The sequence below is a fragment of the Cupriavidus malaysiensis genome (assembly GCF_001854325.1).
Lineage (GTDB): Bacteria > Pseudomonadota > Gammaproteobacteria > Burkholderiales > Burkholderiaceae > Cupriavidus > Cupriavidus malaysiensis.
On sequence record NZ_CP017754.1, the window covers coordinates 3,831,319 to 3,856,054 of the forward strand.

A 24,736-nucleotide genomic window follows, 5' to 3' on the forward strand; every position below is an offset into this window, starting at 1 on the left:
ATGGCGCCCCTTCCGCCGAGCCCCCGCTCCCGGCCATGAGCCTAGCCGACCTGCCCGTCCTGATTCCCGCCCTGCTGCTGCTCGGCGCCTTCACCGGCTTCTGCGCCGGACTGCTCGGCGTGGGTGGCGGCATGATGATGGTGCCCTTCCTGACGCTGCTCTTCACCGTGCTGCGCTTTCCCGCCGAGGTCATCGTGCACATGGCCATCGCCACTGCGATGTCGACCATCCTGTTCACCTCGCTGTCGTCGGTACGGGCCCACCATCGGCGCGGCGCCGTACGCTGGCCGTTAGCCTGTGCGCTCGCGCCGGGCATCCTGGTGGGCGGCCTGATCGGCAGCGGCAAGGTCTTCGCCGCGCTCAAGACCGGCTGGCTGTCGCTGCTGTTCGCCGGCTTCGTCGGTTTCTCGGCGCTGCAGATGCTGCGCGCGCGCAAGCCGGCGCCCTCGCGCCAGTTGCCCGGGCCCGGCGGCATGGTCGGCGCCGGCACGGTGATCGGCTTCGTGTCGAGCCTGGTCGGCGCGGGCGGCGGCTTCGTCTCGGTGCCCTTCATGACCTGGTGCAACGTGCCGATCCACAATGCGGTGGCCACCTCCGCCGCGCTCGGCTTCCCCATCGCGGTGGCGAGCGTGATCGGCTACGTGTGGAGCGGCCTCGGCCTGGCAGGCATGCCGGCGGGATCGTTCGGCTACGTCTACCTGCCGGCCCTGGCGGTGGTGGCGACGGCCAGCGTGCTGACCGCGCCGCTGGGCGCGCGCGCCGCGCACCGCATGGACGTGGCGCAGCTGCGCCGCGCCTTCGCTGTATTGCTTGCCTGCCTGGCCGGCTACATGCTGTGGAAGGGGCTGCAGGCCCTGCAGGCATAGCGCCCGCGTGACGGCTGCATGACGGCCGCCTCGGTCCGCCCGGATACAAGTCGATACAAGGTGGGGATGGCCGGCACGGAACGTTGGCCGCCATCCCGCGTCTGAACACGCGTGACTTCGAACGGGAGAACAAGATGAAGAAAATGATCGCCGCCACCCTGCTGGGTTCCACGGCCATGGTCGCCGCCGCCCAGGGCGGACCGGTCCATGCGGAGGGCCTGCCGGCCCCTGCGGGCGTGCTGTCGCTGTCCGCCGATGCCGCCACCGATGTGCCGACCGACACCGTGCGCATGACGCTCGCAGCCGAACAGGAAGGCAGCGAGCCGGCCGCAATCTCGTCCGCGCTGTCGGCGCGCGCGCAGGAGGTGATCGCGCAGGCCAAGCGCACCGCGGGCGTGCAGGCGGAATCGGGCGGATTCACCATCCACCCGACCACCGACCGCAACGGCCGCATCAATGCCTGGCGCGGACGTGCCGAGGTCGTGCTGCAATCGCGGGATTTCGCCGCCGTGTCCAAGCTGGCCGGCCAGCTGGCCAGCCAGATGCAGGTGCAGAGCATCGCCTTCTCGCTGTCGCGCGAAGCACGCCAGGCCGCCGAGACCAAGCTGGTCGAACAGGCCGTGTCCAGCTTCCGCGACAAGGCGCAGGCCACCGCCAGGCTGTTCGGCTACGGCAGCTACACCATCCGCGAGGTCTCGCTCAACGAAGGCGGCGCGGTCATGCCGATGCCGCGCATGTACGCAGCCAAGGCCATGGTCTCGGATGCGGCGCCGGTACCGGTCGAGGGCGGCAAGGCCCAGGTCACGGTGACCGTCAGCGGCACCGTGCAGATGCTCAAGTAAGGCGCCCCCCGGCCCCGCCGCCACCATGGCGGGGCCGGGAGGCCGTCTGGCGCGGCCTTACAGCGCGGCGAACTGCTGCCGCAGCACGTTCTTCTGCACCTTGCCCATGGTATTGCGCGGCAGCTCCTCGACCACGTGCACGCGCTTGGGCACCTTGAAGTTCGCGATACGCGCCTTGAGCGTGCCGATCATGGCCGCCTCGTCGATCTGCGCACCGGGCCTGCCCACCACCACCGCCACCACCGCTTCGCCGAAGTCCGCGTGCGGCACGCCGATCACGGCGCTCTCCACCACGCCGGGCATCTCGTCGATGAAGCTCTCGATTTCCTTCGGGTAGACGTTGTAGCCCCCCGAGATGATCAGGTCCTTGCTGCGCCCGACGATGGTCAGGTAGTTGTCCGGCACCACGCGCTCGCCGGCCTGGCTGACGATGGCGCCGCCGAAGCGCCCGACGTCGCCGGTCTTGAACCAGCCGTCCGCGGTGAATTCCTCACGGGTCTTCTCCGGCATGCGCCAGTAACCGTGGAACACATTGGGACCCCGCACTTCCACATTGCCGATCTCGCCGGCGGCGCAGGGCCTGCCTTCGCCGTCGACCACGCGCACCGACACGCCGGGCAGCGGCATGCCGACGGTGCCGCCGATGCGCTCGCCGAGGGCGGGGTCATAGGGATTGGAGACCAGCATCACGGTCTCGCTCATGCCGTAGCGCTCGAGGATGGTGTGGCCGGTGCGCTCGCGGAAACTGTCGAAGGTCTCCAGCAGCAGCGGCGCCGAGCCCGACACGAACAGGCGCATGCGGCGGCAGGTATCGTCATCGAAGCGCGGCTCCTGCAGCAGGCGCACGTAGTAGGTCGGCACGCCCATCATCACGGTCGAGCGCGGCAGGTGCCTGAGCGCCTGGGCTATGTCCAGCTTCGGCAGCCAGATCATCTTGGCGCCTGCCAGCAAGGCACCGTGCGAAGCGACGAAGAGGCCGTGCACGTGGAAGATCGGCAGCATGTGCAGCAGCACGTCGTCGGCGCGCCAGCCCCAGTACTCGTGCAGCGTCTGCGCGTTCGATGACAGGTTGCCGTGGCTCAGCATGGCGCCCTTGCTGCGTCCGGTCGTGCCCGAGGTGTAGAGGATGGCCGCCAGATCGTCCGGCGCGCGCTGCACGGTCTCGAAGGTGTCGGGTTGGGCGGCGGCGCGATCCAGCAGCGAACCCGAGCGGTGCTCGTCGAGCGTGAAGACCTTGGCGCTGCCATGGCGGAAGGCCAGCTTGGAGACCCAGTGGAAATTCGCGCTGCTGCACACCACCACGGCAGGCTCGGCATTGCCGAGGAAATAGTCGATCTCCGCCTCCTGGTACGCCGTATTCAACGGCAGGTAGACGTAGCCGGCGCGCAGCGTGGCGAGGTAGAGGAAGAGGGCCTCGGGCGACTTCTCCACTTGCACGGCGACGCGCGAGCCCTCTGGCAACTGCAGCGAGGCCAGCAGGTTGGCCAGCTTGGCGGTGGCCCGGTCGAGGTCATCCCAACTGTAGTAGAGGCCGTCGTGGGTCTCGATGCAGCAGGCGCTGCGGTCCGCCGGGAAGCGGGATTCGAACAGGGCGAACAGGTTGGCGTTCATGGTGCGATCGGATGCAAAAGGACGTGCGAAAGGAGGTGCGGAAGAAGAACGGGAAGCGGAAAAGGACAATAGCAGATGACTCCCCTGCGCGGCGCGCGGCGCTGTCAGTCGCCGGTGAAGCGCGGCGGCCGGCGCGCCAGGAAGGCGGCCACGCCCTCGGCATGGTCGTGCCCCGGCACATAGGCGAAATGCGCCGCCAGCTCGGCTTCGGAGAGCGGCTCCGGCTGTGGCGCCAGGCGCCGGATGGTAGCCTTGTTGATGCGGGCCGCTGCCGGCGCGCCGGCAGCGATGCGGGCCACCGTGGCCTCGACCTCGGCGGCCAGTGCGTCCGCTGCCACCACGCGCGTCAGCAGCCCCTTGGCCTGGGCCTCGGCCGCGCCGAACACCCGTCCCTCGAGCAGGATCTCCAGAGTGACCGCACGCCCCGCCAGGGCCAGCAATCCCTGCAGCTCGCCCGGCGCCATGGGGAAGCCGAGCCGGTTGATGGGCACGCCGAAGCGCGCGTCGGCAGCGGCCACGCGCAGGTCGCAATGGCAGGCGATCTCGAGGCCGCCGCCGACGCAGACGCCTTCGATCATCGCCACGGTGGGCAACGGACAATGCGCCACGGCAGCCAGGGCCGGGGCGATGATGTCCATATGGTAGCGGCGCACGGCGGCGGTGTCGGCGCGTTCCACCGGGAACTCGGCGATGTCGGCACCGGCGGCGAAATGGCCGCCGTCGCCACGCACCACCACGCAGCGCAGCGCGCGCTCCCCGGCCAGCGTGGCAAAGGCCGCGGCCAGCTCGCGCCACATCGCGGCCGAGATCGCGTTGAGCCTGCCAGGATGAGACAGCGTGACGGTCGCGACCTGCCCGGCGCGCCCCAGGGTGACATGGCCGCTCATCGGCGCTCTCCCGCCTGCGTTACGGGACGGCATGCGATGCACGGCAAGAGCGGTTTCTGCATGGTAGCCACCGGCATCAGTCGATGGTGGCGCCGGACTGCTGTACCACCTGGGCCCAGCGCGCCACCTCGGCATGCAGGAACTTGCCGAACTGCTCCGGCGTGTAGGCCGGCGTCTCGGAGCCGTTGTTGAGCCAGATCTGCTTCAGTTCAGGGGTATTCAAGGCCTTCTCCACTTCGGCATGGAGCCGCTCGACGACTTCGCGCGGCGTTCCCTTCGGCGCCCACAGCGCGTACCAGGTCGAGACATCATAGTTCGCCACGCCCGCCTCGGCCGCGGTGGGCACGTTGGGGAAGGCTGCCGAGCGCTTGCTCGCGGCCACCGCCAGCGCCTTGATGCGGCCGGAGCGGATGTGCTGCGCGGAGGAGCCGAGCCCGTCGAACATCATGTCGACCTGGCCCGCCATCAGGTCGGACAGCGCGGGGCCGGCTCCCTTGTAGGGCACGTGCGCGATATCGGTCTTGGTCTGCAGCTTGAACAGCTCGCCCGCCAGGTGGTGGGCGGAACCGTTGCCCGCCGAACCGTAGTTCAGCTTGCCGGGATTCTTGCGCGCGAAATCGACCAGCTCGGCCAGCGTGCCGGCACGCACCTTGGCGGGATTCACCACGATCACCTGCGGCGGCTGCGCGATCAGCGTGACCGGCACGAAGTCGCGCTCGATGTCGTAGTCGAGCTTCTTGTAGAAGGACGGCGCGATCGCATGGTGGGCACCGCCGATGAACAAGGTGTAGCCGTCCGGCGCGGCCTTGGCCGCCAGGCTGGCGCCGACGGTACCGCCCGCGCCGCCGCGGTTGTCGATCACGAACTGCTTGCCGAGCTGCTTGGACAACTGTGCGGTCAGCGGCCGCGCGAAGGCATCGGTGCCGCCTCCGGCGGGGAATGGCACGATCACCGTGACCGGCCTGGCCGGCCACGCTTCGGCCTGTGCCGCCGGCGCGGCCAGGCCCAGGCAGGCGGCCCCCGCGGCGGCGAGCGCGGCCACGCGCGCGCCCAGTCTCGACTGGCGTTGCATCATCTTGTCTCCTCGCATCGTTATGGTCGTTCTTGTCGTTGCACTGCGGACTACCGATTACCGACTGCCAACTGCCAACCGCGAACCGCGAACCGCCAAAACCAAAACCAGCTGCAGACACCGGTGGGCACGCCCGAGACGGGCCGCGACCCGTCTCAGGCCCCTTGCCGGCCTACAACAGCTTGGCCACCGCGCGGCTCATGCGCGGGTTGCCCTCGCCCAGGCGCGCCAGATTGTCGTCGAGCGCGTCGGGCACGTAGAGATAATTGACCATCATGCCGCAGGACTGGGCCCGCCCTTTCTTGGAGAGATCGGCGGCCCAGTTGAGGCGCTCCACGCAAGCGCCGTTGCCCAGGTGAAAGCGTGCCACCGGATCGGCCGGCGCCTCGCGGCTGCGCTCGCGCACGAGGAAATGTGCGGCCAGTGCCATGCCCGCCTCCCGTGCCGGCGCTTCGTCTCCGGCGGCGGCGCACTCAGTCAGCGCGGCCACCCAGCCTGCGCCGTCGGCGGGCGTGCCGCCATGGCGCTCGCGCCAGCGCGCCAGGCGCTTCTCGCCCAGCACGGTGGCCACGGCGGCGCTGTCCTGCTTGCGCAGCCAGTCGGCAAAGCCCGGGATCGGCGACAGCGTGGCGAACTGCTTGAGCTTGGGAAACTCGCGCTGCAACTCCTCGATCACGCGCTTGAGCAGGAAGTTGCCGAAGCTGACGCCGCGCAGACCCGCCTGCGTGTTCGAGATCGAGTAGAAGATGGCCCACTTGACGCGGCGCAGGTCCTCCAGGGGCGCCGCCTCGTCGAGCAGCGCCTGCACATTGGCCGACATCTCGGGCGCGAAGGCCACTTCGACGAAGATCAACGGCTCACGCGGGATACGCGGGTGGAAGAAGGCGTAGCAGCGGCGATCGGAATCGAGACGGTTGCGCAGGTCGGCCCACGAGGCGATCTCGTGTACGGCCTCATAACGGATCAGCTTTTCCAGCAGCGACGCGGGAGAGTCCCAGGTGATGGGCTGCAGCTCGAGCAGGCCGACGTCGAACCAGTTGGAGAACATCGCCTCCAGGTCCTCGTCGAGCGCGCGCAGGCCGGGCATGCGCTTATGCCAGCGCAGCATGTCGGCGCGCAGTGCGATGAGGAAATGCAGCCCGCACGCCGAGCCGTCCGGCCCCGGCTGGCCATGCAGCGCGGCCATGCGCTTGAAGAAGCGGATGCGCGCGTTCGACAGGGCCTGCGACAGCGCCGTGCCCCCCTTGCCACCTTCGGGCTCTGCGGTGCTGCCGCTGGCCGCCACCTCCGCCAGCACCGCGAGCATGGCCTGGCGCAACGCTTCCGAGGCCGCCTCGTACACGGCACGCCAGGATTGTGCCGCCGCGTTGGCGGCACTGTCGGTGAGGCGGGCGTCGAAGCACAGGCGCAACTGCTCGCGCTGACGGCGCTGCGCGCGCGTGGACAGCAGCTCCGGCTGAGCCTCGGCCGGCGCCGTGCGCGCCGGCGCGTCCTTGCGCTGCCACCAGCGCCCGAAGCGCGAAAGCAGGGAGGCGGACGGGGCGCCTCCTTCACTGAGCGGCGCGCTGACCGTGGTGCCGCCGATATCCTTGTCGCCAGTATCGAGAGAGCTCATGGAATGCCTGTCGTCGGTGCGTTGCAGGAAATGAAGGAAGGGGAGGAATGGAAACCTCGCGGCAGGGCAGCTAGGCCTGCGCCGCCCGGGCCGGCGGCACGTGCGGCGCCTCCGCGTCGAGGGTCTTGAGCGCGGCGCGCTGGCGCAGCAGGTGGGTCTTCATCAGCGCCTCGGCGCCTTCGGGATCGTGTGCCTTGAGCGCTGAAAAGACCGACAGGTGCTCCGCGCAGGATTCCTGGATGCGGCCCGGCAATTTCAGGCTCTTGTGACGGGACAGGCGCAGCACCTTGCGCAGGTCGCTGATCAGTCCGCTCAGCCAGCGGTTGCCGGCGAGGCGCTGGATGGCCTCGTGGATCTGGTAGTTGGTTTCATAGTAGGCATCGATGCGCCCGGCACACGCGTGATCTGCGAGTTCAGCGTGCAGGCCCTCAAGCGCGTCGAGATCGGCGGCGCTGGCCTTGCGCGCCGCCTCATAGGCGCAGCGCCCTTCGAGCAGCGCCATCAGCGGGAAGATCTCGTCCAGATCCTGCTCGGACAGTTCGTTGACCACGCAGCCGCGGCGCGGCTCCAGGCGCACCAGACCTTCGGCCGCCAGCACCTTGAGCGCTTCCCGCAGCGGCGTGCGCGAGATGCCCAGTTCGCCCGCCAGCGCCACTTCGTCGATCCAGGCGCCCGAGGGCAAGGCGTGTTCGCCGATCATGGCGCGCAGCCGCTCGGCGACTTCGAGATACAGGGCTTGCTGCACGATGCGCACGGATTTTCCCCCGGTGTCGCGCCAGGCTGCGCGGGCCGGCATGCCCGCGTGCGGCTCTGCCCGCCGCACCGCATCGATGCGGTGCCTCAGGCGCAATAATTCATAATTATGAATAACGCCAGACATCCGGCAAGCGATTTCGATGATGCAGCGCACCAGGATCCGGACAGCTCCGCGCCGCGGGCGCAAGCTGGATGGCGGATTCGAGCCAAGATGGAAGAAGGCGGGAAGAGACGGTAAAAGAAAGTGATGCGAAGCAGGGTGGCCAGACAAGCACAGCGAACAGACGGCGGGACGGATACCGCCTCCCGGCGGCATCCGCCCGCGCCCACAAGTGCTCGCCCGTTCATCGCTGCCCGGCTCGGCGGCCGGACCTGGCGTGGGCCGTGCAATGCGATGCCGGCCCGGCACCTACCCCCGTCATACCGCAATGCGCTCCGTTGCCGGGGCGCGTCCCCGTTCCAATGATGATGAGTGTGGACGCGGTCTGCTCCCTGCGCGTCTCGTTTGGTTTGTTGTAGCGGTAACTTAGCGATTCGCGTGCCAGGGTGCATAAGCCCCTGATTTCCTTGGGGGAAGGCCGCGCCAAGTTGTTACAAACAGATAAATATGTAACAGCATGTATCTATGCTGCAACGCCCGCGGACGCGGCAAGTGAGAAGTTTCCAACAGCGGAAACGACTGTTTTCCGTCCCGCACCGTCCACCGGGTGCGACAATGTGCGCGCACCGGCGCTCCTGCAGCGATCCAATCGGTTGCATCCATGCAACCCTTGCCGCCCGGCTGCGCCCATTTCCCGAAACCGCCAGTCAGGCAGAGGAACGCACCATGTCATCCAGCCCCGACACGATCGCCGCGGACCACGAGACGCCCGCAACATCGCATGCCCTGCCCCTGCGCTTTACCGGGTCCGGCTCCGAGTACTTCCGCATCTGGATCGTCAATGCGCTGCTCAGCGTGGTCACGCTGGGCATCTACTCGGCCTGGGCCAAGGTCCGCACGCTGCAGTACTTCTATCGGAACACCGAGCTCGACGGCGCCACCTTCGACTATCACGGCCGCCCGCTGGCGATCCTGAAAGGCCGCGCCATCGTCCTCGTGCTGATGCTGGCCTTCAATATGGCCGGCCAGTTCTCCGTGTGGCTGCCGCTGCTGCTGGGCCTGGCCCTGGTCCTGGTATTCCCGCCGCTGCTGGTGCGCTCGCTGCGCTTCCGCCTGGCCAATTCGAGCTACCGCGGCCTGCGCTTCGCCTTCACCGGCGGCGATGCCGGCGGCTACCGGGTCTTCCTGCTGTGGCCGCTCGCAACGGCGGCCACGCTCGGCATGCTGGCGCCGCTGGCCCACCAGCGCTTCAAGCAGTACCAGCACGAGCATACCCGCTACGGCACCGTACCCTTTGCCTTCTCGGCCCATGCGGGCGCGTTCTACGGCGTGTACCTGCGCACTTTTGCCATGATGCTGGGCCTGGTCGTGATCGCCGCGCTATGCGGCATCGCCATCGGCGTCGGCCTCGGTTCGCTGCTGGGTCATGGGCCCCAGCGTGCCATGCTCGCTACGGCGCTGTCAGTGGGCGCCTTCTACGTTGCCTCGCTGGCGATAGGTCCTTTCTTCCTGGCACGGCTGCAGAACCTGGTGTGGAACCACACCACGCTCGGCCCGCACCGCTTCCGCAGCGAAGTCGGTGCGTTCCGCTATTTCTGCCTCGTGCTGAGCAACCTGGTCGGCATCGTGCTGACGCTCGGGCTGTTCGCGCCCTTCGCCCGCGTGCGCGCGCTGCGCTACCGCCTGGCCTGCGTCACCCTGCTGGCAGCCGGGCCGCTTGACAGCTTCGTCGCCGGCGAGGCCGAGCAGGTCGGCGCGCTGGGCGATGCGGCGGTGGACTGGTACGACATCGACATCGCCCTCTGAGCCCGCCGCCGCCGCCATGGTCGCCGCCACCTATTTCGATGGGCGCTCCTCCCGCGCGCAGCCTGCCAGCCTGACGGTGGACGGGAAGCAGGCCGTGCTGCGCGACAGCGAGGGCACGGAACTGCGCCGCGAGCCGCTGTCCGCCCTGCGCGTGTCGGAGCGAGTGCGGCGCGCCCCGCGCCTGGTCACCTTCGCCGACGGCGCGCACTGCGAGATCGCCGACCACGCCGCCTTCGACGCGCTTCTGGCCGCCACCGGCCACCGCGAGGGCTGGGTGGTGCGGGCGCAGAACAGCTGGCGCCTGGCCACGGCAGCGCTGCTGGGCCTGCTTGCCGTGCTGGTGCTGTCCTACACCCTGCTGCTGCCCTGGGCCGCGGCCCGGCTGGCAAGGTCGGTCCCGGTCGCGCTCGAGGACAGCATCGGCCAGGCCGCGCTGCGCAGCCTCGATGAAGGATGGGTTGCACCGTCGAAACTGCCGGCGGCCGAACAACAGCGCATCCGCGACGACTTTGCCGCCCTGCGCCTGCCGGCCGACCCCGGCCACCGCTATCGCATCCTGTTCCGCCAGGGCGGGCGGCTGGGGGCCAACGCCCTGGCATTGCCGGGCGGCACCATCGTGGTCACCGACGAACTGGTGCGCCTGGCCGGCACCGGTCCGGGCCTGATGGGCGTGCTGGCGCACGAGGCCGGACATGTGGCACGCCGGCACGGCCTGCAGCAACTGATCCAGGCTTCGGCGGTGGGCGCGGTGGCGGCCTATTTCCTCGGTGATTTCTCTTCGGTGCTGGCCAGCGCGCCGGCGGCGTTGCTGACACTGCGCTACTCGCGCACGCATGAGCGCGAGGCCGACGCCTACGCGGTCGAGGTCATGCGCGCGAACCAGCTGCGGGTGGCTGCGCTCGCCGACGTGCTGCAGGCCCTGGAAGATGCGCACGGCGCCCGTTCCGCCACATCTTCCGCCTCCGCTGCGACCGGCACCGCCGACGAAGGCGGCAGCGATTTCTTCTCCTCGCACCCGCTTACGCGCGAGCGTATCGCCGCGCTGCGCGAGGCGCGTTAGCGTCCTGCTTCTTGAATTCGCTGGACAACTGAGTCTATCGAGACGTCACGCGCGGCCGGGAACGAAGCGCCGCAAGGCTGGGGCCTTGCGAGCGCTCATGACAACGCATGGCGCGGGCCTGCCCGCGAACTCAGGACGAACTTAATACGAACTAGGGCGGACTTCGGGTGGGCCGGCTCCGCGCACGATTGAGGCAGGGCAACGCGGGCTTGCCGAGGAGGCACGAAGGACGCGGCCCGAGCCCCCGCCTTCAGCCGCGCGACACCCCGGCCGCCTCCGCGCGCGCCTGGCGGCGATAGGCCCAGACCATCATCAGGAGGCCGGCGACGATCATCGGCAGGCTCAGCCACTGGCCCATGGACAGGTGCAGCGCCAGCAGGCCGAGGAAGCTGTCGGGCTCGCGTGCGAATTCAGCCAGGAAGCGGAAACTGCCATAGCCGACCAGGAACAGGCCGGACACCGCGCCCATCGGCCGCGGCTTGCGCGCGAACAGCCACAGGATGATGAACAACGCCACGCCTTCGCCGGCGAACTGGTAGAGCTGCGAAGGATGGCGCGGGATGCTGTCGCCGGCCTGCGGGAAGACCATGCCCCAGGGCAGCGTGGTCGGCCGGCCCCACAATTCACCGTTGATGAAGTTGCCGATGCGGCCGGCCGCCAGGCCGCAGGGGATCATCGGCGCGATGAAGTCGGTCACCTCCATCCAGTGGCGGTGCCTCAGCTTCGCAAACAGCCACATCGCGATGATCACGCCGAGGAAGCCGCCGTGGAAGGCCATGCCCCCTTCCCACACGCGCACGATCTCCAGCGGATGGCTCAGGTAGTACTCGGGCTTGTAGAACAGCACATAGCCCAGCCGCCCGCCCAGGATCACGCCGAGCACGCCGAAGAACAGCATGTCGTCGAGATCCTTGGCGTTCCAGCCCTGCGCCGCCATCTGCGGCTGCTGGATGCGCCGCCGCCCGAACACCAGGAACAGGATGAAGCCGACCAGGTACATCAGGCCGTACCAGCGGATGGCCAGCGGGCCCAGGTGGATGGCGACCGGGTCGAATTGCGGATGAATCAGCATGGTGGGTTCAGGATTGTCGCGGGAAGTTGGCGGGGTCGGTGGAATGGGTCTGCGGCCGCGCGGGCGCCGTCTTTGCGCTGCTTATGCCATCCCCGTGCGACACGCCGATGGCAGGCGAGGTCGCGATCTCGATGAAAGCACGCAGCACCGGACCGATGCCGGCGCCACTCGCGCGCCACGCCAGGCCGGTCTCGATCGGCGGCAGGTCGCCGTGCAGCGGCAGGTAGGACACACCGGTACGGCGAAGGTTGCACAAGGAGGCCGGTACCAGCGCCACGCCCATGCCGGCCGACACGAGGCTGACGATGGTCTGCATCTGGATGGCTTCCTGCGCGATCGCTGGATGGATACCTTCGCGCGCATAGCAGCCCGTAATGATGTCATAAAACGCCGGCGCGCTGCGGCGCGGAAAGATGATCAGTGGCTCGTCCGCCACCTCGCGCAAGGACACGGGCGCCTCGCCCCCGAGGCTGTCGCGCCGGCCGCGCCAGCCTTCGGGCACCGCCAGCACCAGGGGCTCGCGCATCAGCGGCACATAGGACAGGCCGGCCGGCAGGGCCGCCATCTGGGGGCGGATCACCAGGCCGGCATCGATGCTGCCCTCGGCCAGCGCTTCGAACTGGACGTCGCTGGTGGCCTCGCGCAGTTGCAGCTGCACCTCGGGATGGCGGGCACGGAAGCGGCGCAGCAGGTCCGGCAGGATGCCGTAGTCGGCCGTGCTGACGAAGGCCAGCGCCAGCGAGCCGAGCTCGCCGCGCGCGAGCCGCTGCGCCAGGCCGGGCAGTGCCGCGGCATCGGCCAGAACGCGCCGCACCTCCGGCAGCCATTGCTGCCCGACCGGCGTCAGCGCCACCGAACGCCGCGTGCGCTGGAACAGCGGCACCCCGATCTCCTCCTCGAGTGCCTGGATCTGCTGCGACAGCGGCGGCTGGGTCATCGCCAGGCGACGGGCGGCACGGCCGAAGTGCAGCTCCTCCGCCACCGTCACGAAATAGCGCAACTGGCGCAGGTCCACCTCGCGTGCTCCTTCCGATCCTCGATCATTGATATGGATTTCGACTCAATAGGGATCGAATAATATATTTGACAGGCAAAAATGCAAGTCGCATGCTGTCTGCCACACAACATCCCCGTGCGCCCCGCGCAGAGCCTTACGTCCCCGGAGATCCCCGCCATGGCAGACAACAAACGCTCGCAGCACATCACGCAAGGCGTGGCGCGCTCGCCCAACCGCTCGATGTACTACGCGCTGGGTTACAGGAAGGAAGACTTCGACAAGCCGATGGTGGGCATCGCCAACGGCCATTCCACCATCACGCCGTGCAATGCCGGCCTGCAGCGCCTGGCCGACGCCGCCATCGGCGCGCTCAAGGAGGCCGGCGCCAACCCGCAGGTGTTCGGCACGCCGACCATCTCGGACGGCATGTCGATGGGCACCGAGGGCATGAAGTACTCGCTGATCTCGCGCGAGGTCATCGCCGACTGCATCGAAACGGCCGCCCAGGGCCAGTGGATGGACGGCGTGGTGGTGATCGGCGGCTGCGACAAGAACATGCCGGGCGGCATGATGGCGCTGGCGCGCACCAACGTGCCGGGCATCTATGTCTATGGCGGCACGATCAGGCCAGGCCACTGGAAAGGCAAGGACCTGACCATCGTCTCGTCCTTCGAGGCGGTGGGCGAGTTCACCGCGGGGCGCATGAGCGAGGAGGACTTCGAAGGCATCGAGCGCAATGCCTGTCCGAGCACCGGCTCCTGCGGCGGCATGTACACAGCCAACACCATGAGCTCCTCCTTCGAAGCGCTCGGCATGTCGCTGCTGTATTCCTCCACCATGGCCAATCCCGACCAGGAGAAGGTCGACAGCGCTGCGGCATCGGCGCGCGTGCTGGTAGAGGCCATCCGCCGCGACATCAAGCCGCGCGACATCATCACGCGCCGCTCGATCGAGAACGCCGTCTCGCTGATCATGGCCACCGGCGGCTCGACCAATGCGGTCCTGCATTACCTGGCCATCGCCCATTCGGCCGAGGTGGAATGGAGCATCGACGACTTCGAGCGCATCCGCCGCCGCGTGCCCGTGATCTGCAACCTGAAGCCCTCCGGCCAGTACGTGGCGACCGACCTGCACCGTGCCGGCGGTATTCCGCAGGTGATGAAGATCCTGCTCAAGGCGGGCCTGCTGCACGGTGATTGCCTGACCATCACCGGGCGCACGCTGGCGGAGGAACTGGAACACGTGCCGGACACCCCGCGCGCGGACCAGGACGTGATCCTGCCGATCGAGAAGGCGCTGTACCGGGAAGGCCACCTTGCCATCCTCAAGGGCAACCTCGCCGAAGAGGGGGCGGTGGCCAAGATCACCGGCCTGAAGAATCCGGTCATCACCGGCCCGGCGCGCGTCTTCGAGGACGAGCAGAGCGCGATGGACGCCATCCTGGGCGACCGCATCCAGGCCGGCGACGTGCTGGTGCTGCGCTATCTCGGCCCCAAGGGCGGCCCCGGCATGCCGGAGATGCTGGCACCGACCTCGGCCATCATCGGCAAAGGCCTGGGCGAGTCGGTCGGCTTCATCACCGACGGTCGCTTCTCGGGCGGAACCTGGGGCATGGTGGTCGGCCACGTCGCGCCGGAGGCCTACGTGGGCGGCACCATCGCGCTGGTGCGCGAGGGCGATTCCATTACCATCGATGCGCACAAGCTGGTGCTGCAGCTGAACGTCAGCGACGAGGAACTGGCGCGCCGCCGCGCCGCCTGGCAGCCGCCCACGCCCCGCTATACGCGTGGCGTGCTGGCCAAGTTCGCCCGCCTGGCCTCCACCGCCAGCAAGGGGGCGGTAACGGACTGAACCGGGGTGCCGCAACGAAGAAAAAGCCCGCATGCGGGCTTTTTCTTTCTTCGTCTGCTACCTGCCACCGCCTGCTGCCGGCTCGATCGACTCAGGCTCAATGGACTCCGGTTCAATAGGTTCAGTAGGCTCAGTAGCCGCCCGGATCGCCTTCGATCTCCTCCAGCGTGGCATCCAGCCACTCCACCAGCCTGGCCTCGAGCGAACGGGTCAGCTCGGCGGCGAGCTGGGCGGTCAGGGGAGCCAGGCGCGCGTGCAGCGTGGCTTCGGTGTGCGCCTCCACCACCTGTGGCCACTCGGCACGGAAGCGCATCATCACGCGCGTCAGCAGTTCGCTGCGCATGGCGCGCAGCTCTTCGTCCCCCGCCGGCCCGGCCGCTACCTGCTGTTGCGCGGCGTACGCTCCGGCAATCGCCTCCACCGGCGCATGCACCGGCTGCGAAAGCGGCGGGACCGCCTCGCCATCGTCCTCGGCCCCCGTATCGCCGACCTGCGTGACCAGTCCGGACGGCGCCATGCCCGAGGTGTCGACCACGCCGGCCGACGGCGCCGCCTGCCGCGACGAGCGCAGCGGGATGTCGGGCGGCAGCTCGATCACCTCGGTCAGCAGCGGAATGCTGTCGTGGGCGCTGGCGGGAGGGATCACCCGCGAGGTGGTGCGTTCGCTCATGCGGACTCCTGCCCCTTGGGCTGGCCGACATCGTGGTGGGTGAGCGCATAGCCGCGCTCACGGTAGAAGCGGTAGCGCTCGCGCCCGGCGGCGCGGTCGGCGGAATCGGTCCCGACTACCTCGATCAGGCGCTCGAAGCTGGCGAACTGCTCCGGCGCCTGCGCCGTCAGGTTGATCAGCACCTGGTGGTGCGGCACGCGCTCCAGGCCGGCGGCCAGCACGATCGGCGTGACTGCCGCGCGCGGGTGCTCGGCGCCACAGTGCGGCAGGAAGTCGAGCTGGGAGAAGGTCCACAGGCGCGCGTCCAGTTCGGCCAGCTGTGTCGGCGCGCCATGCACCACCAGTTTGAGCCCCGCGCCGTAGGCCTTGCGCACCAGCCGGCAGACGTAGCCCAGCTTGTCGGGCACGTTGCTATGGAAGTCGATGCGCGTCATCGGCCCCTGCCTCAGCCGGCCCGATCCATCAGGAACTGCGCCAGCAGCGGCACCGGTCGCCCGGTCGCGCCCTTGGCCGCGCCGCTCTTCCAGGCGGTGCCGGCGATGTCCAGGTGCGCCCAGTCATACTTCTCGGTGAAGCGCGACAGGTAGCAGGCGGCGGTGACGCTGCCGGCCGGGCGGCCGCCGATATTGGCCATGTCGGCGAAGTTGGACTTGAGCTGGTCCTGGTACTCGTCGTCGAGCGGCAGGCGCCACGCGCTGTCCAGCGCCTTGCGCCCGGCCGCCAGCAGCTGGTCGGCCAGCGCGTCGCTGCGCGAGAACAGGCCCGAATTGACGTGGCCGAGGGCGATGATGCAGGCGCCGGTCAAGGTCGCCACGTCGACCACCGCGGCTGGCTTGAAGCGCTCGACATAGGTCAGCGCGTCGCACAGGATCAGGCGGCCCTCGGCGTCGGTGTTGAGGATCTCGACGGTCTGCCCCGACATCGTGGTGACCACGTCGCCCGGCTTGGTGGCGATGCCGCTGGGCATGTTCTCGCAGGTCGGCACCACCGCGATCACATTGAGCTTCAGGCCCATCTCGGCGACCGCCTGCAGCGTGCCCAGCACCGAAGCGGCGCCGCACATGTCGTACTTCATCTCGTCCATGCCCTCGCCCGGCTTCAGCGAGATGCCGCCGGTATCGAAGGTGATGCCCTTGCCGACCAGAACCACCGGCGCCTGGCGCGCGCCGGCGCCTTCGTAGCGCAACACGATGAACTGGGGCGGCTCGACCGAACCCTTGGTCACAGCCAGGAAGGCGCCCATGTTCAGCGCCTCGATCTGCTTGCGGCCCAGTACCTCGACCTTCAGCTTGAAACGCTTGGCGATGCCACGCGCGGTATTGGCGAGATAGGTCGGAGTGCACACATTGGAAGGCAGATTGCCGAGGTCGCGCGCCAGCTCGACGCCGTTGGCGATGGCGGCGCCGCGCAGCACGGCGGCGGCGGCCGCCTTGGCGTCGCCGGCATCGACGGCGATGACCACCTTGCGCAGCGCGGACTTGCCGTTACCGTTGCCGCCGGCGCCCTTGACCGCGGCCGGCTTGAGCTCGGGGTGGCGGTCCAGCAGGCGGTAGGTCGCCTCGCGCAGCAGCGTGACGGTGGTGACCAGGCCCCAGGCCAGGTCGCGGCCCGGCGGCAGGTGCTGGGTGTGCAGGCACCACAGCGCCGAGGCCGAGCGCGTGTCGGAGACGGCACGCACGGCGGCGCGCACCGCGTCGACGTAGGCCTTGTCGCTGAAGGCGGATTCCTTGCCCAGGCCGACCAGCAGCACGCGCGCCGCGCCCACGCCGGCCACCTCGTGCAGCATCAGGTGGGTACCGCGCTTGCCTTCGAAATCGCCCTGCTTGAGCAGGCGCGCCACCAAGCCCTTGGTCGCCACGTCCAGCGCCTTGGCCGCGCCGTCCAGGCTCTGGCCCTCGAACAGGCCGACCACCAGGCAGTCGGTCTTGGTCGCCAGGAAACCATTTTGGCCGGCTTTGCTCCAATCCAGGGCTTTTGTGCTAAATTCCATCGCGCTTCCTTCCAGGGGCTGGTCCAAGATAGAAAGCCCCTATTATCCGCGATTTTTGACCGCGACCTGCCGCCGCCCCGCGCTGCGGACCGCCGGCGCGCCGCGCTCGCCGGCGCCAGGTGGCATCGCCCGCGCCGGCCGGCAGCCCGGAACCGACACCGCATGATCTTTCAACAAGCCTTGCGACGCGAGCTCGCCTACACCGCCGGCGCGGTGTTCCTGGTCATGCTGACCTTCATGCTGACCTCGCTCGTGATCCGCATCCTCGGCATGGCCGCGAACGGGCAGGCCAGCCCCAACGACGTGCTGATGCTGATCGGGCTGGCCACCGTGGGCTACCTGTCCATCCTGTTGTCCGCCACGCTGTTCATCTCCATCCTGATCGTGCTGACACGCTGGTACAAGGATTCGGAGATGGTGGTGTGGTTCTCGGCCGGCATCTCGCTGCGCGACCTCGTCAAGCCGGTGCTGCAGTTCGCCGCCCCCTTCATCGTGATGGCGCTGCTGCTGGGCCTGTTCGCGTGGCCCTGGGCCAACCAGCAGAGCGCGCTGTTCCGCGACCGCTTCGAGCAGCGCGGCGTGCTGTCGATGATTGCCGCGGGCCGCTTCATCGAACCCACCAACGCCAATTACGTGCTGTTCATCGAAGGCATCGACGGCGACATGAAGAACGCGCGCAACGTGTTTGTCGCCAGCGCCGAGTCCGACAAGATCGGCGTGGCCCTGGCCCACCAGGGCCGCTTCGAGTCCATGCCCAACGGCGACCGCCTGGTGGTGATGGAGAACGGGCGCCGCTATACCGGCACGCCCGGCCAGCTCGACTACCGCATCGTCGAGTTCGACCGCTATGCGGTCAAGGTGGACAACAAGCCTCCCGAGGCCGACGCCAACCTGCCGACCAAGAGCCGCGACACCATGGACCTGGTGCACAACCCGACCCGCGAGAACCTCGGCGAGCTGCTGTGGCGCCTGTCGCTGCCGATCCTGGCCTTCAACTTCGCCATGATCGCCATTCCGCTCGCCTACGTGAATCCGCGCCTGGGCCGCTACACCCCCCTCGTCTTCGCCGTGCTGATCTACCTGACCTATAGCAACCTGATCAACCTGGCACAGTCCTGGGTGCGCTCCGGCAGCCTGTCCTTCGGCATGGCCCTGTGGCCTTTCCACCTGGCCGCCTTCCTGGGCGCGCTGCTGCTGTTCCGCTATCGCCAGAACCGCAGCCTGGGTGGCTGGCGCGCGGTGTTCGGCCTGGGCCGTGCCCGCAAGGGAGGCCAGGCATGACGGTGCTGCGCGTCTATGAACGCTATCTCGGCCGGCTGATCTACGGCGTCTTCGTCTTCATCCTGTTCGCGGTGCTGGCGCTGTTCATCTTCTTCGACATGCTCAGCGAACTGGAGAGCGTGAGCGGCAAGTACACCACGCTGGTCGCCTTCATCCACGTGATGCTGGAGGCACCGACGCGCATCTACGAGGTGCTGCCGATCGCCGTACTGATCAGCGCCATCTACGTGCTGTCCCAGCTCGCCAGCCAGTCCGAGTTCACCATCCTGCGCGTGGCCGGCCTGAACACCCGGCAGGCCTTGTTCTCGCTGTTCAAGCTGGCCGTGCCCCTGGTGCTCGTCACCTTCGTCTTCGGCGAGTTCATCGGCCCGCGCGCCGAGGAATTCGCGCAGAAGGTCAAGCTCGAGGCGATCGGCGCCACCGTCTCCTCCGGCTTCCGCTCCGGTGTCTGGGTCAAGGACCGCGACAAAGAACCGGAGGGCGAGGTGACCCGCTTTGTCAACGTGGCGGGGCTGCGCCCGGACCAGAGCATCACCGGCGTCACCATCTACGAGTTCGACCCCAGCTATCGCCTCAGCGTGATCCGCGTGGCCAAGGAAGGGCGCTACCAGGGATCCCAGTCCTGGCAGCTCAGCGACGTCAGCGAGACACGCTTCATCGAGCTGCCGCGCGCCGCCGGCAACGGGGCCGATGCCCTGGTGCCGCATTTCCGCGCGCAGAAGGTCTCCTTCCCCACGCAGACGATGCGCTCCGAACTGACGCCGCAGATCCTCGCGGTGCTGCTGGTCAGCCCGGAACGCATGTCCACGCTGGACCTGTTCCGCTACATCCGCCACCTGCGCGACAACAAGCAGGACACGCAGCGCTACGAGATCGCCTTCTGGAAGAAGGTGGTGTATCCGCTCACGCTGTTCGTCATGGTGGCGCTGGCCCTGCCCTTCGCCTACCTGCACGCGCGCGCCGGCGCGGTCGGCATCAAGGTGTTCGGCGGCATCATGCTCGGCCTGTCCTTCCACCTGGCCAACACACTGTTCTCGCACGTCGGCCTGCTGCACACCTGGCCGCCGATCGTCTCGGCCCTGGTGCCCGGCACGCTCTACCTGCTGATCGCCCTCGGCGCGCTGCGCTGGGTGGACCGCCACTGACGGGACGGCAAGGCATGGTCTCAGCCGCCCAGGAACAGCCCCGCCAGGCCCTCGTGCTGTTCGCCCACGGTGCGCGCGACGCCCGCTGGCGCGAGCCCTTCGACCGCCTGCAAGCCAAGCTGGCAGCGGCGCTGCCCCAGGGCACGGTGCGCCTGGCCTTTCTCGAACTGATGCAGCCGTCGCTGCCCGACACGCTGGACGCGCTGGCGGCGGAGGGCATCACCGGCGTGACCGTGGTGCCGGTCTTCTTCGGCCAGGGCGGCCATCTGCGCCGGGATCTGCCGCTGCTGATCGAGCAATGCCGCCAGCGGCACCCTGGACTCCGTATCGGCTGCGCGGATGCCGTCGGCGAATCCGACCGCGTGCTGGACGCGATCGCCGCTTATTGCCTGGCCAGCCTGGCCAGCCTGGCCAGCCTGCCGGCCGCCCCCGGCGCCTGAGGCCGGGCGCCCCGCGACTTCCGCCCGCCCACCCCTCACCCTCACCCGCGTGTAGCGCCGCAATGAAAAACGCCGGGCGATGCCCGGCGTTGCCTCGATGCAAGGATGAAAACGGCCGCGGGCCGCTCAGGCGGCCCTCGCCTGCTCGCCCGCCGGCGCCTGCGGCGCGGCTTGCGTGGCGCGCGCGGCCAGTGCCTCACCGATCATCAGCAGGCTGGGCTGCGCCGCATCGATCCAGGACGCGGCCTCGCCCGCTGCCATCTGGGCCAGCGTGAAGGCCCGGCTGCGTTGCCGCGGCGTGCTGACGGACTCGACCACCCAGGCCGGCGTGGCGGCAGGCTTGCCATGCGCGATCAGCTGCGCGGCGATCGTGGCGGCCTGGTCGCGGCCCATGTAGTAGACCAGGGTATCGGCCTTGACATCGGCTTCGATGCGGGCCGCCAGTCCGGGATCCAGGTCTTCGGCCGCCTTGGCCTGCGTGGCAAAGGCCACGCTGCGCGCGACCCCGCGCTTGGTCAGCGGCTTGCCGATGGCCGAGGCGGCCGCCAGCGCGGCGGTGATGCCCGGCACGATCTCGAAGTCGATGCCGGCCGCCTCCAGCGCCTGCAGTTCCTCGTCGGCACGGCCGAACAGCATCGGGTCGCCGCCCTTGAGGCGCACCACGCGCTGGTACTTGCCGGCCAGGTCGACGATCTGGCGATTGATGAAGAGCTGGGCGGTGGAGCGCTGGCCGCAGCGCTTGCCCACCTCGACCAGGCGGGCCTGCGGACACCAGGCCAGCATCTCGGGTGCGACCAGCGCATCGTGCAGCACGACTTCGGCTTCACCCAGAAGCCGTGCACCGCGCACCGTGATGAGGTCCGCGGCGCCGGGACCCGCGCCGATCAGGTAGACCTTGCCCATGCCATGCTCCTTACTTGCCATTCGGCGAATGCCGGTTCCAGACAACCTCAAGCATAAGCACGGATCATGCCCGCCGCCACCGTATGGTTGCTGGCCTCATCGATCAGCACGAAGGCGCCGGTCGCCGGATTATCGCCATAGGTGTCGCACACCACCGGTTTCTGCAGCGAGATCTGCACCGAGCCGATATCGTTCAGGCGGATCTCGTGGCGGCCGGTTTCGTGCGACAGAGTGTGCACGTCGAGCACGCGCTCGACCGCGGCCACGCGCGCGAACACGCTGGCAGTGGTGTGCTTCAGCACATACTTGCGCGCCGGATTCAGCGCTTCGTCGTCGAACCAGCACAGGTCGGCCTGCAGCTTGCGGGCCGGCTGGGCGGTCGCTTCGGCGGCCACGAACATGTCGCCACGCGACACGTCCACGTCCTCGGCGAGGCGCACCGTGATGGTCTCGCCCGCACCGGCGGACTCGGCCGCGCCGTTGGGGGTCAGCACCTCGGCCACCACCGCTTCGCGGTTGGCCGGCAGCACGCGCAGCTTCTGGCCGACGCGCACGGTGCCGGCTTCCACGCGGCCGGCATAGCCGCGGAAGTCGTCCGACTGCGAACCGTCCTGGCGGATCACCAACTGCACCGGGAAGCGCAGCGCGGCTTCGCCTTCGGGCGCCGCTTCTTCCACCGGCAACGCTTCCAGCAGCGGCAGCAGCGCTTCGCCCTGGTACCAGGGCATGGTCTCGCTGGCATGGACGATGTTGTCGCCACGCAGCGCCGACACCGGCACATAGCGCACGTCCTTCAGGCCGAGCTGGGCTGCCAGCTCGGTGTAGGCGGCACGGATCTCGTTGAAGCGCTGTTCGCTGTAGTCGACCAGGTCCATCTTGTTGACGGCGACGATCACGTGCTGCAGCTCCAGCAGCTTGAGGATGGCCGAGTGGCGCTTGGTCTGCGCCAGCAGTTCGGCGCGGCCGTTCTCGATCGTCACGCGGGTGGCATCCACCAGCACGATGGCAGCGTGCGCGGTCGATGCGCCGGTCACCATATTGCGGGTGTACTGTTCGTGGCCGGGCGTGTCGGCGATGATGAACTTGCGGCGCGCCGTGGAGAAGTAGCGGTAGGCCACGTCGATGGTGATGCCCTGCTCGCGCTCGGCCTCGAGGCCGTCGGTCAGCAGCGAGAAGTCGATCTCCTCGCCGGCGGTGCGCTTGTGCTTGGCGTTGGCCAGCGCGGTCAGCTGGTCCGACAGCACGGCCTTGCTGTCGAACAGCAGGCGGCCGATCAGCGTGCTCTTGCCGTCATCGACCGAGCCGGCGGTGATGAAGCGCAGCAGGCCTTGGTGGTTGGCTTGGTGGGTGGTCATGGTGCAAATCCTGTCTGGTGGGTCGCGCGGGCAAGCGGAACGGGCGGCTTAGAAATAGCCTTCCTTCTTGCGGCGCTCCATCGACGCCTCGCTGGTCTGGTCGTCCATGCGGGTGGCGCCGCGCTCGGTGATCTCGGTCACCGCAGTCTCGGCGATGATCTCGTCGGGCGTGGCCGCGGTGCTGGCCACCGGGCAGGTGCAGCTGATGTCGCCGACCGTGCGGAAGCGCACCGACAGCACCTCGCTGACGTCGCCGTCCTGCTTGGGGGTGATCGGCGTGACCGGCACCAGCAGGCCGTTCTTGCGCACCACTTCGCGCTGGTGCGCGTAATAGATCGGGGGCAGTGCCAGGTTCTCGCGGGCGATGTACTGCCACACGTCCAGCTCGGTCCAGTTCGAGATGGGGAACACGCGCATCTGCTCGCCCTGGGCCATGCGGCCGTTGTACAGGCTCCACAGCTCGGGGCGCTGGGCCTTCGGGTCCCATTGGCCGAACTCGTCGCGGAAGGAGAAGATGCGTTCCTTGGCGCGCGCCTTCTCTTCGTCGCGGCGGGCACCGCCCATCAGCGCGTCGAACTGGTGCTCGGCGATGGTTTCCAGCAGCGTGACGGCCTGCGCGGCGTTGCGCGAATCGGTTTCCTTGCGCAGGCGCACGGTACCGCGCCGGATCGAGTCCTCGACATGGCCGACCACCAGGCGCGCGCCGAGCTCGGCCACGCGCTGGTCACGGAAGTCGATCACTTCCGGATAGTTGTGGCCGGTGTCGATGTGCACCAGCGGGAACGGCAGTTCGATCTTGCGCTCGCCCAGGCGGAAGGCCTTCAGCGCGAGGTGCAGCATCACGATCGAATCCTTGCCGCCGGAGAACAGCAGTGCCGGGTTGCGGCACTCGGCCACCACCTCGCGGATGATGTAGATCGACTCGGCTTCCAGCTTGTCCAGGTGGTCGTTCTGCACTTGCAGCAGATGCGCGACGTCGGCGCCTGCGATTTCGTTCATGATGCCCATGTCGTGTGGCCTCGATGTCAATGCTTCAATGCTTGATGTTCTGTTCGTGGAGCCCGCACTCTTTCGAGTCCTTGCTCTCCCACCACCAGCGCCCGGCGCGCACATCCTCGCCGGCACGCACGGCGCGCGTACAGGGTTCGCAACCGATGCTGGGATAGCCCTTGGCATGCAGCGCGTTGACCGGTACCCGGTGGCGCTTCAGGTAGGCCCAGACCTCGGCCTCGCTCCAGTCCGCCAGCGGATTGAACTTGGGGATGCCGCGCCCTTCGTCGACTTCCTCGAAGGGCAGGTCGGCGCGCGTCACCGCCTGCTCGCGGCGCTGGCCGGTCAGCCAGGCGTCGGCGTGCGAAAGTGCGCGGTTGAGCGGCTCCACCTTGCGGATGCCGCAGCACAGCTTGCGCGCGTCCAGGCTGTCGTAGAAGCCGTTCAGGCCATGCTTGCGCACGTAGTTCTCGACCGCCTCGGGATCGGGCGTGAACTGCTCGATCTTGTAGCCGTAGTGCTTGTCGACCGCCTCCAGCACCGCCATCGTCTCGGCGTGCAGGCGGCCGGTCTGCAGCGTGAAGACCCGGATGCCGGCCCGCACGGCGGGGGAACCGCGCAGGATGGCATCGGTCACGACCATGTCCTCGGCCGCCAGGCTGGAGGCGAAGCGCGCGCGGAAGAAGCGCGCCGCGATGCCGGCCAGCCGTTCCGACAGCTCGGCCTCCTTGGCTTGCAGGGCCTCCAGGCTGCCGCTGTATTCCGGCGGCGCCCACAGTGCGGGCGGGCGCAGCGAGGACAGTTCGCCCTCGGCCAGCACCGGGATCTCGTTCAGCAGCGCGCTCATACCGCTTCCTTGTGCACGATGCCGGCCTCGGCACGCGCGCGGCGGAACAGCGGCAGCGGCTCGTCGACCGAGGCCTGGTAGGCCACGGTGAACTCGGTGAAGCCCTTGAGCGCGTCGTCGACGCTCTTGTCGGCGCGCACCGCATAGGTATCGAAGCCGCAGCGCTTCATGAAGTTGAGCTGGTCGCGCAGCACATCGCCGATGGCGCGCAGCTGGCCCTTCCACTGGTAGCGGGTGCGCAGCAGGTAGGCCGTGGAGAAGCCGCGGCCATCGCGGAACACCGGGAAGTCCACCGCCACCACGGCCACGTGGGCGAGCGCGGCCTGCGCGTCGGCGGGCTCGTCTTCGGGCGCCAGCCAGATACCGGTGACGTCGGCTGCACGGCCGGCCAGCAGGCCGTCCTTGTGCGCCAGCCAGGCCGACAGCGGGAACAGCACCGGTGCCTGGCCCTGGGCGGCCTCGGCGACCTGCGCCTCGCTCACCGGCTGGCCCTCGGCACCGCGCAGCACGGTCCAGGCGTCGTCGACGATGACCGGAACGCCGGCCTGCAGTTGGATGATCTTTGCCATGTTTTTTCCTC

23 protein-coding genes are annotated in these 24,736 nt (G+C 68.7%); 8 read left to right on the top strand and 15 right to left on the bottom strand.

What is annotated here, in order from left to right; genetic code table 11:
* Positions 1-35: 35 nt before the first annotated feature.
* Both BKK80_RS17315 and BKK80_RS17320 read left to right on the top strand, forming a co-directional pair.
* Positions 36-866 (top strand): sulfite exporter TauE/SafE family protein, encoded by an 831-nt coding sequence (locus tag BKK80_RS17315; RefSeq protein ID WP_071015036.1) that lies wholly within the window; start codon positions 36-38, stop codon positions 864-866.
* 134 nt (positions 867-1,000) lie between these two features.
* Positions 1,001-1,708: an SIMPL domain-containing protein gene (locus BKK80_RS17320; RefSeq protein ID WP_071016553.1), complete on the top strand. Its 708-nt coding sequence runs from the start codon at positions 1,001-1,003 to the stop codon at positions 1,706-1,708.
* Positions 1,709-1,765: 57 nt separating this feature from the next.
* Here BKK80_RS17320 and BKK80_RS17325 read toward each other — a convergent pair whose 3' ends face one another.
* The 5 genes from BKK80_RS17325 to BKK80_RS17345 all read right to left on the bottom strand — a co-directional run bounded on the left by BKK80_RS17325 (position 1,766) and on the right by BKK80_RS17345 (position 7,647).
* On the bottom strand, positions 1,766-3,319 hold the full coding sequence (locus tag BKK80_RS17325) for a malonate--CoA ligase (RefSeq protein ID WP_071070316.1): 1,554 nt from the start codon (positions 3,317-3,319) through the stop codon (positions 1,766-1,768).
* Between the two features lie 104 nt (positions 3,320-3,423).
* Positions 3,424-4,206, bottom strand: a complete 783-nt coding sequence (locus BKK80_RS17330) for an enoyl-CoA hydratase/isomerase family protein (protein ID WP_071070318.1) — start codon at positions 4,204-4,206, stop codon at positions 3,424-3,426.
* Between the two features lie 76 nt (positions 4,207-4,282).
* The gene (locus tag BKK80_RS17335; RefSeq protein ID WP_071070320.1) at positions 4,283-5,281 is read right to left on the bottom strand and encodes a tripartite tricarboxylate transporter substrate binding protein; all 999 of its coding nucleotides are present in this window, start codon (positions 5,279-5,281) and stop codon (positions 4,283-4,285) included.
* Between the two features lie 169 nt (positions 5,282-5,450).
* Positions 5,451-6,893 carry a malonyl-CoA decarboxylase domain-containing protein gene (locus BKK80_RS17340; RefSeq protein WP_071070322.1) on the bottom strand — a complete coding sequence of 481 codons (1,443 nt, stop codon included), beginning with the start codon at positions 6,891-6,893 and terminating at the stop codon, positions 5,451-5,453.
* 70 nt (positions 6,894-6,963) lie between these two features.
* Complete coding sequence (locus BKK80_RS17345; RefSeq protein WP_071070904.1) at positions 6,964-7,647, bottom strand: GntR family transcriptional regulator; 684 nt, start codon at positions 7,645-7,647, stop codon at positions 6,964-6,966.
* Between the two features lie 828 nt (positions 7,648-8,475).
* Between BKK80_RS17345 and BKK80_RS17350 the strand changes: the two genes are divergently transcribed.
* Together BKK80_RS17350 and BKK80_RS17355 are read left to right on the top strand one after the other, a co-directional pair.
* Complete coding sequence (locus tag BKK80_RS17350; RefSeq protein WP_083384139.1) at positions 8,476-9,555, top strand: YjgN family protein; 1,080 nt, start codon at positions 8,476-8,478, stop codon at positions 9,553-9,555.
* Between the two features lie 16 nt (positions 9,556-9,571).
* Positions 9,572-10,615 (top strand): M48 family metallopeptidase, encoded by a 1,044-nt coding sequence (locus BKK80_RS17355; RefSeq protein WP_071015050.1) that lies wholly within the window; start codon positions 9,572-9,574, stop codon positions 10,613-10,615.
* 250 nt (positions 10,616-10,865) lie between these two features.
* Here the strand turns inward: BKK80_RS17355 and lgt are convergent, their stop codons facing one another.
* Complete coding sequence (gene lgt / locus BKK80_RS17360; protein WP_071015053.1) at positions 10,866-11,687, bottom strand: prolipoprotein diacylglyceryl transferase; 822 nt, start codon at positions 11,685-11,687, stop codon at positions 10,866-10,868.
* Between the two features lie 7 nt (positions 11,688-11,694).
* Positions 11,695-12,702: a LysR family transcriptional regulator gene (locus BKK80_RS17365; RefSeq protein ID WP_071070324.1), complete on the bottom strand. Its 1,008-nt coding sequence runs from the start codon at positions 12,700-12,702 to the stop codon at positions 11,695-11,697.
* A gap of 159 nt (positions 12,703-12,861) precedes the next feature.
* Here BKK80_RS17365 and ilvD point away from each other — a divergent pair, with 159 nt between their 5' ends.
* Complete coding sequence (ilvD, locus tag BKK80_RS17370) at positions 12,862-14,535, top strand: dihydroxy-acid dehydratase (RefSeq protein WP_071015058.1); 1,674 nt, start codon at positions 12,862-12,864, stop codon at positions 14,533-14,535.
* Positions 14,536-14,665: 130 nt separating this feature from the next.
* Here the strand turns inward: ilvD and BKK80_RS17375 are convergent, their stop codons facing one another.
* Genes BKK80_RS17375 through BKK80_RS17385 form a run of 3 tightly spaced genes read right to left on the bottom strand, consistent with a single transcriptional unit; the run spans position 14,666 to position 17,195 of the window.
* Positions 14,666-15,205 carry a hypothetical protein gene (locus BKK80_RS17375; RefSeq protein WP_071015061.1) on the bottom strand — a complete coding sequence of 180 codons (540 nt, stop codon included), beginning with the start codon at positions 15,203-15,205 and terminating at the stop codon, positions 14,666-14,668.
* A complete protein-coding gene (locus BKK80_RS17380) occupies positions 15,202-15,639 on the bottom strand; it encodes a DNA polymerase III subunit chi (protein ID WP_071070326.1) in 438 nt (145 codons plus the stop codon). The genes BKK80_RS17375 and BKK80_RS17380 overlap by 4 nt, the downstream gene beginning before the upstream one ends.
* A gap of 11 nt (positions 15,640-15,650) precedes the next feature.
* Positions 15,651-17,195, bottom strand: coding sequence for a leucyl aminopeptidase (locus BKK80_RS17385; RefSeq protein ID WP_071015065.1), 1,545 nt, complete (start codon positions 17,193-17,195; stop codon positions 15,651-15,653).
* Positions 17,196-17,357: 162 nt separating this feature from the next.
* Here BKK80_RS17385 and lptF point away from each other — a divergent pair, with 162 nt between their 5' ends.
* The 3 genes from lptF to BKK80_RS17400 are packed head-to-tail and all read left to right on the top strand — an operon-like array spanning position 17,358 to position 20,061.
* Positions 17,358-18,476: an LPS export ABC transporter permease LptF gene (gene lptF / locus BKK80_RS17390; protein ID WP_071015068.1), complete on the top strand. Its 1,119-nt coding sequence runs from the start codon at positions 17,358-17,360 to the stop codon at positions 18,474-18,476.
* On the top strand, positions 18,473-19,621 hold the full coding sequence (gene lptG, locus BKK80_RS17395; RefSeq protein WP_071015071.1) for an LPS export ABC transporter permease LptG: 1,149 nt from the start codon (positions 18,473-18,475) through the stop codon (positions 19,619-19,621). The genes lptF and lptG overlap by 4 nt, the downstream gene beginning before the upstream one ends.
* Before the next feature lie 14 nt (positions 19,622-19,635).
* Complete coding sequence (locus tag BKK80_RS17400) at positions 19,636-20,061, top strand: sirohydrochlorin chelatase (RefSeq protein ID WP_071070328.1); 426 nt, start codon at positions 19,636-19,638, stop codon at positions 20,059-20,061.
* Between the two features lie 126 nt (positions 20,062-20,187).
* Here BKK80_RS17400 and cobA read toward each other — a convergent pair whose 3' ends face one another.
* Genes cobA through BKK80_RS17425 form a run of 5 tightly spaced genes read right to left on the bottom strand, consistent with a single transcriptional unit; the run spans position 20,188 to position 24,725 of the window.
* Positions 20,188-20,964, bottom strand: a complete 777-nt coding sequence (gene cobA, locus BKK80_RS17405) for a uroporphyrinogen-III C-methyltransferase (protein ID WP_156811311.1) — start codon at positions 20,962-20,964, stop codon at positions 20,188-20,190.
* 47 nt (positions 20,965-21,011) lie between these two features.
* Positions 21,012-22,319 (bottom strand): sulfate adenylyltransferase subunit 1, encoded by a 1,308-nt coding sequence (locus BKK80_RS17410; RefSeq protein ID WP_071070331.1) that lies wholly within the window; start codon positions 22,317-22,319, stop codon positions 21,012-21,014.
* Positions 22,320-22,367: 48 nt separating this feature from the next.
* Positions 22,368-23,327 (bottom strand): sulfate adenylyltransferase subunit CysD, encoded by a 960-nt coding sequence (cysD, locus tag BKK80_RS17415; RefSeq protein ID WP_071015080.1) that lies wholly within the window; start codon positions 23,325-23,327, stop codon positions 22,368-22,370.
* 25 nt (positions 23,328-23,352) lie between these two features.
* A complete protein-coding gene (locus BKK80_RS17420) occupies positions 23,353-24,156 on the bottom strand; it encodes a phosphoadenylyl-sulfate reductase (RefSeq protein ID WP_071015082.1) in 804 nt (267 codons plus the stop codon).
* Positions 24,153-24,725, bottom strand: coding sequence for a DUF934 domain-containing protein (locus BKK80_RS17425; RefSeq protein WP_071015085.1), 573 nt, complete (start codon positions 24,723-24,725; stop codon positions 24,153-24,155). The genes BKK80_RS17420 and BKK80_RS17425 overlap by 4 nt, the downstream gene beginning before the upstream one ends.
* Positions 24,726-24,736 lie beyond the last annotated feature (11 nt).

Excerpts from the sequence above, each read along its gene's own strand:
- BKK80_RS17315 (WP_071015036.1), top strand. The coding sequence starts at position 36 with ATGAGCCTAGCCGACCTGCCCGTCCTGATTCCCGCCCTGCTGCTGCTC.
- BKK80_RS17320 (WP_071016553.1), top strand. The coding sequence starts at position 1,001 with ATGAAGAAAATGATCGCCGCCACCCTGCTGGGTTCCACGGCCATGGTC.
- BKK80_RS17325 (WP_071070316.1), bottom strand. The coding sequence starts at position 3,319 with ATGAACGCCAACCTGTTCGCCCTGTTCGAATCCCGCTTCCCGGCGGAC.
- BKK80_RS17330 (WP_071070318.1), bottom strand. The coding sequence starts at position 4,206 with ATGAGCGGCCATGTCACCCTGGGGCGCGCCGGGCAGGTCGCGACCGTC.
- BKK80_RS17335 (WP_071070320.1), bottom strand. The coding sequence starts at position 5,281 with ATGATGCAACGCCAGTCGAGACTGGGCGCGCGCGTGGCCGCGCTCGCC.
- BKK80_RS17340 (WP_071070322.1), bottom strand. The coding sequence starts at position 6,893 with ATGAGCTCTCTCGATACTGGCGACAAGGATATCGGCGGCACCACGGTC.
- BKK80_RS17350 (WP_083384139.1), top strand. The coding sequence starts at position 8,476 with ATGTCATCCAGCCCCGACACGATCGCCGCGGACCACGAGACGCCCGCA.
- BKK80_RS17355 (WP_071015050.1), top strand. The coding sequence starts at position 9,572 with ATGGTCGCCGCCACCTATTTCGATGGGCGCTCCTCCCGCGCGCAGCCT.
- lgt (WP_071015053.1), bottom strand. The coding sequence starts at position 11,687 with ATGCTGATTCATCCGCAATTCGACCCGGTCGCCATCCACCTGGGCCCG.
- ilvD (WP_071015058.1), top strand. The coding sequence starts at position 12,862 with ATGGCAGACAACAAACGCTCGCAGCACATCACGCAAGGCGTGGCGCGC.
- BKK80_RS17375 (WP_071015061.1), bottom strand. The coding sequence starts at position 15,205 with ATGAGCGAACGCACCACCTCGCGGGTGATCCCTCCCGCCAGCGCCCAC.
- BKK80_RS17380 (WP_071070326.1), bottom strand. The coding sequence starts at position 15,639 with ATGACGCGCATCGACTTCCATAGCAACGTGCCCGACAAGCTGGGCTAC.
- BKK80_RS17385 (WP_071015065.1), bottom strand. The coding sequence starts at position 17,195 with ATGGAATTTAGCACAAAAGCCCTGGATTGGAGCAAAGCCGGCCAAAAT.
- lptF (WP_071015068.1), top strand. The coding sequence starts at position 17,358 with ATGATCTTTCAACAAGCCTTGCGACGCGAGCTCGCCTACACCGCCGGC.
- lptG (WP_071015071.1), top strand. The coding sequence starts at position 18,473 with ATGACGGTGCTGCGCGTCTATGAACGCTATCTCGGCCGGCTGATCTAC.
- BKK80_RS17400 (WP_071070328.1), top strand. The coding sequence starts at position 19,636 with ATGGTCTCAGCCGCCCAGGAACAGCCCCGCCAGGCCCTCGTGCTGTTC.
- cobA (WP_156811311.1), bottom strand. The coding sequence starts at position 20,964 with ATGGGCAAGGTCTACCTGATCGGCGCGGGTCCCGGCGCCGCGGACCTC.
- BKK80_RS17410 (WP_071070331.1), bottom strand. The coding sequence starts at position 22,319 with ATGACCACCCACCAAGCCAACCACCAAGGCCTGCTGCGCTTCATCACC.
- cysD (WP_071015080.1), bottom strand. The coding sequence starts at position 23,327 with ATGGGCATCATGAACGAAATCGCAGGCGCCGACGTCGCGCATCTGCTG.
- BKK80_RS17420 (WP_071015082.1), bottom strand. The coding sequence starts at position 24,156 with ATGAGCGCGCTGCTGAACGAGATCCCGGTGCTGGCCGAGGGCGAACTG.
- BKK80_RS17425 (WP_071015085.1), bottom strand. The coding sequence starts at position 24,725 with ATGGCAAAGATCATCCAACTGCAGGCCGGCGTTCCGGTCATCGTCGAC.